4 protein-coding genes are annotated in these 4643 nt (G+C 71.3%); 1 reads left to right on the top strand and 3 read right to left on the bottom strand.

Going from position 1 to position 4643, the window contains the following annotated elements:
- Window positions 1-366, bottom strand: a 366-nt coding sequence (locus FDZ70_06600) for an anthranilate synthase component I (GenBank protein TLM76498.1), incomplete at its 3' end; no start/stop codon positions are given.
- Window positions 367-877: 511 nt separating this feature from the next.
- On the opposite strand from FDZ70_06600, the gene FDZ70_06605 reads away from it, so the two are divergent.
- A complete protein-coding gene (locus FDZ70_06605) occupies window positions 878-2629 on the top strand; it encodes a hypothetical protein (GenBank protein ID TLM76499.1) in 1752 nt (583 codons plus the stop codon).
- Between the two features lie 14 nt (window positions 2630-2643).
- Here FDZ70_06605 and FDZ70_06610 read toward each other — a convergent pair whose 3' ends face one another.
- Entirely contained in the window at window positions 2644-3108 is a 465-nt protein-coding gene (locus tag FDZ70_06610; protein ID TLM76500.1) for an SH3 domain-containing protein, read from the bottom strand.
- A gap of 6 nt (window positions 3109-3114) precedes the next feature.
- Window positions 3115-4643, bottom strand: a 1529-nt coding sequence (locus FDZ70_06615; protein TLM76501.1) for a PQQ-like beta-propeller repeat protein, incomplete at its 5' end; no start/stop codon positions are given.

A 4643-nucleotide genomic window follows, 5' to 3' on the forward strand; every position in this document is an offset into this window, starting at 1 on the left:
GCCCGCCGCGCCGCCCACGACCAGCGGCAGCTCCGGGACGCGCGCGACGCTGCCGGCCTTCAGGCGCCGGGCGACGACGCGCAGCGGGTCGTCGGCCTGCTCGCCGTTGACACCGCCGTTCTCGACGACGACCTCGCTGCCGCGCGCGGTGATGACCTCCCGGTCTCCCACGCCGAGGAACGAGTAGCGCCCGAGGCGCTCGCCGCCGAGCACGCTCTCGAGCAGGAACGCGTGCTCCGCCCCTTCGGCAAGTGCCATGAACGCCGAGATCGGCGTGGCGAGGTCGGCGTAGACCTCACGCGCCACCGGGACCACGTCGTGGTCGGCGGCGAGCGCCACGAACTCCTCTTTGGCCGGTCGTATCACGTCGCGCAGCGCTCCTTCTCACACGGCTCCGCCTCCCCGGGGGGCCGCGCCGCACGCGCGAAAGCACCCTGGGGACGACAGAAGCCTCCCATCCCATCAAGGGACGGAAGGCTCATCTTCCGCGGTGCCACCCTTGTTGCCGGACCCTCGCGGGACCGGCCACTCGTCCTGACGGTACTTCGGCGCTCAGGCGCCGGTCATACCCGGCCCCTTCTATCGGTGGGGGTCCGCCGGGACTAGTCGGCTCGAGTGCGAGCCTTTGCCCCGGTGCCTCAAGGGTCCATTCCTCCGGTCGCTCACGCCGGTTCGCACCAACCACCGGCTCTCTGTGCTTCGCTTCCGGGGTACTCCTCCCCGTCACAGGCCTCGTATTCGATTGTGGGGCAGTCTACCCGCCCGACGAGGGGAGCTGTCAAGGGGGCCTGCGGTCGCACCCCGCCCGCTCGGCGTCGACGGCCGCCCTTCCCTCGGAGGCGCAGCAACGGGCATCATTCGCTTGAGGGGGCGAGCCATGGAGTACATGACTGACTGGTTCGTGGTCGGCGCGACGACGAGCGCCGGGCTGTGTCTCGTCGTGCTCACCGGGCAGGGCCGCCGCACGATGACCCGGTCGGCGTTCGCGGTCATGAGCGCCCTGTTCACGCTGACGTGCCTCGGATACTACCTCCGTCACACGGCGACGGCGGCGCCCGAGACGGCCGGGTCGTTCTCGACCGCGTTCGCCGGCCACGTGCTCTTCTCGATCGGCGACTCGTTCCTGGGCCCTGCGGTCCTCGTGTTCTGCTACCTCTTCGCGCTGCACCGCCACCCGCCGCGCTGGCTCGCCGGCGCCGCGTCCACGTTCGCGGCGGTGCGGATGGTCCTGCGGCTCATCGACCCCTGGACGCACGTGCTCACCGGCCCGTCCGGCGCGGAGTCGCTGTTCGCCCGCGGCGCGAACACGACCCTGAACGTCGTGATGCTCGGCGGCGGTTACGTCTGGTACGTCCTCGGGATCCTCGTGATCGCCTACGGCGCGTACCGCGCCCGCAGCGCCGCGGTCACGAGGGCAGCGACCATCATCATCGCGGGCGGGCTCGTCCCGCTCGTCGGCAGCGCGGTGTCGGATCTCCTCAACGCTGGTGGCGAGCTTGCACCCGACATGGGCATCGGCACCGTGTGGGTGCTCAACGTCACACTCGCCTACGGGTACTTCCGCCTCGGCCTGGGCGATGCGCTCCCGACGTCGCTCGCGGCGGTCGTCGACGACCTGTCGCAAGGCGTGCTCGTCCTCGACTCGACGGGACTCGTGGCCGCCTCGAACCATGTCGCGCTGTCCGTCCTGCCGGAAGCGCGCGACGGCGTCTCGAGCGCGTCGGCGTTCCCCGAGATCGGCCCTCCGGCGCTGTGGCCGAGCGAGCCTCGCGAGTTCTCCTTCGAGCGCGACGGACGCGTGGTCCTCGCGCAGGTGGAGCGCATGGACTCCCGCACCCCGTATCCCGGCGGCGCCATCGTGCTGCTGACCGACGTGACGGAGCGCGAGATGGCGCGCCGCGACCTCGAGGCCGCCAACGAGCAGCTGCGCCGCGCGCAGGCCACCAAGGACCGGTTCATCGCCAACATGAACCACGAGCTGCGCACGCCGCTCGCTTCGATCATCGGGGTGTCGGACCTGATGCTGCGCGGCATCCCGACCAAGCCGGACGCCGAACACCTCGAGCACGCGGGCATGATCAACCGCGCAGGCCGCGACCTGCTGGCGATCATCAACGACATCCTCGACCTGTCACGCATCGAGTCTGGGCCGGTTCGCGTCGACCTGCGCCCGCTGTACGTGGACGAGGTCCTGCGCGAGGTCGCCGACCGGCTCGCACCGCTCGCCGCCGCGAGGGGGCTCGCGTTCGAGGTGGCGACGCCCGCGGCCGACGTGTGCGTGCGCGCGGACCTGCTGAGGCTCACGCAGGTACTCAACAACCTGTGCGGCAACGCGATCAAGTTCACGGAGTCGGGCTCCGTGACGCTGTCGGCACGCGTCACCGACGGCGAGGTCGCGATCGACGTGGCGGACACGGGGCCCGGGATCGCCGAGGCTGATGTCGAGCGGGCGTTCGAGCGCTTCGAGCAGATCGAGCGGCCCGGCCACGTGACCCAGGGCACCGGGCTGGGGCTGGCCATCGCACGCGAGCTCGCGCAGCTCATGGGCGGGCGGATCGAGGTCGCGAGCGAGGTGGGCCGAGGCTCGACGTTCTCAGTCGTGATGCCGAGGTGCACGGCGCCGGCGTAGGGGGCCGGCCGTCCTCAGTCCTTCTCGACCAGGTCGCCTCGGACCCAGCCCGCCGGGCCCTCGTTCGTGCCGTCCCAGGCCACGACCTGGTACCAGACCTTGCCGTCGGCGCCCATGACGCGGTCCTGCACGCGCACCCGCTGCGGCCACACGAGCGTCGTGACGACCGCCGCGCTCGTCTTGGGCTCCTTGCGCTGGTTGATGGTGTCCTTGCCCTTGGCGACGCGGACCTCGTCACCGACCTCGAACGTCCCGGCCGGGAACGGGCTTGCGGTCGACTCCACGGTCGACGTCGCGACGGCGTCCGGCACGGGCGGCACATCGTTGCGCCGCACGTACTTCACGACGCCCCACACGACGAACCCGACGACCACCAGCGCCGCGGCCGCGATCAGCAGGAACTTGCCGAGCTTCGTCGCGTTCGCCCGGTCTCTGACGAGGCGCTCCTCGCGCCGCCGTGCGTGCTCTTCAGGATCCACGAGCGCTCACTTCTCTCCGAGGCAGTAGACGTTGCCGTCCCTCGAACCGATGTAGATCCGGCCGTCCCACACGATCGGCGTCGACTCGAAGGTACCGCCTTTGAACGCGGATGTCTCGGTCACGGCCGCCTTCCACACGCTCCCATCGGGCGCGGCGAGCGCCCCGGGCGTGCCCGGCTCGCCCTTCGACCAGTCGATCCGGTACACGTGCACGAGCGCATCGTACCCCGCCGCGACGATGTGGTCGCCCACGATGACCGGTGTCGAGATCGCCCCGCCGACGTTGTCCTTGAACACGAGGACCGGCGTGCGAAGCCCCTTCTCGAGCTGCGGCCCGGCCACGGTCCCCGGAGCCAGCGCGTCCTGCGCCACGACGTACAGGTTGCCGTCGATGGCCGAGAACGCCGCGATGCGCGGGCGGGCACCATCGGGGTCGTAGGTGTCGTTCACGGCCACCGACCCGATGACGCCGCCCTCCCAGTCGCCGAACTTCCGGTCGCCGGTCGGGAAGAACCACACGACGGAGTCGGCCGGCGGCTTGCCCGGGTCGAGCATGAGCACGCCGCCCCTACCCTTGATGTACTGCTTCTCGACCGGCACGAGCAGCTGCTTCGAAGCAGTGGGCACGGCCGTGCCGTCCAGGTCCGAACCGGTCGGGTAGTCCCACACCACGGACAGGTCGCCCGGCTTCATGCCGTAGACGTGGCCCGAGCCGCTCGCGATGTAGATGACGTCGTCGAGCACCGCGGGCGACGCCTCGAGCACGAGGTTGCCGCCGTGGCTGACCGGCGCCTTCCCCAGCAGCTCGCGGCTCGCGAGCGCGACCGGCTTCTTCCACGACTTCCACGTCTCGGTCCGCGTCGGGTCGAGCTTGTAGAGGATGCCGGACTCGACCGGCTGGTAGTACGCGCCGTCGCGGAAGAACCCGGATCCGTCGGCGTCGCGCGAGTAGCTGCGCGTCCGCGGCACCGGGAGCCGCCACACTTCGCGGCCCGACCCGAAGGTCACGCAGCGCACCGGGGCGATGTCCGGGTCGCCCATGCCGTTGGGGAAGCCCCGGCGCGAACCGCACACCACGAGCAGCCGGTCGTCGTCGCCAGTCGGCGCCGGGTTGGCGAACACCGTCGGCGAGCCCTTGATGACGTCGGGGAACAGGTACTCCCAGGCCACCTGTCCGGTCTCGGCGTCGATCTTGTGCAGGTTGTGGTCGAACCCGCCGACGAGCAGCCAGTCCCGTCCGCCGTCGCGCACGAGCGCCGGCTGGCCGGTCCACCCGGTGCCCGACCAGGTCGGCGCCGGCTCGCCCTTCTTGCCGCTCGTCTTGCCCGAGCCGATCGCACAGCGCCAGATGAGCTCGAGCTTCTCGGGCACGGGGACGACGCCGTAGAAGCGCCGCGTCTCCCTGCCGAGGAACGACGCGACCTTCACGCCGTCGGTCGAGGTGTCCGGCAGGCTCGCCGGCGCGCCGGAGCGTGTGCCCGCGGGCCGCGCGACCGCCCGCTCGGCGTCGGCGACCGGCCACGCCGAGCGGGCGG

The sequence above is a fragment of the Actinomycetota bacterium genome (genome assembly GCA_005774595.1).
Lineage (GTDB): Bacteria > Actinomycetota > Coriobacteriia > Anaerosomatales > D1FN1-002 > D1FN1-002.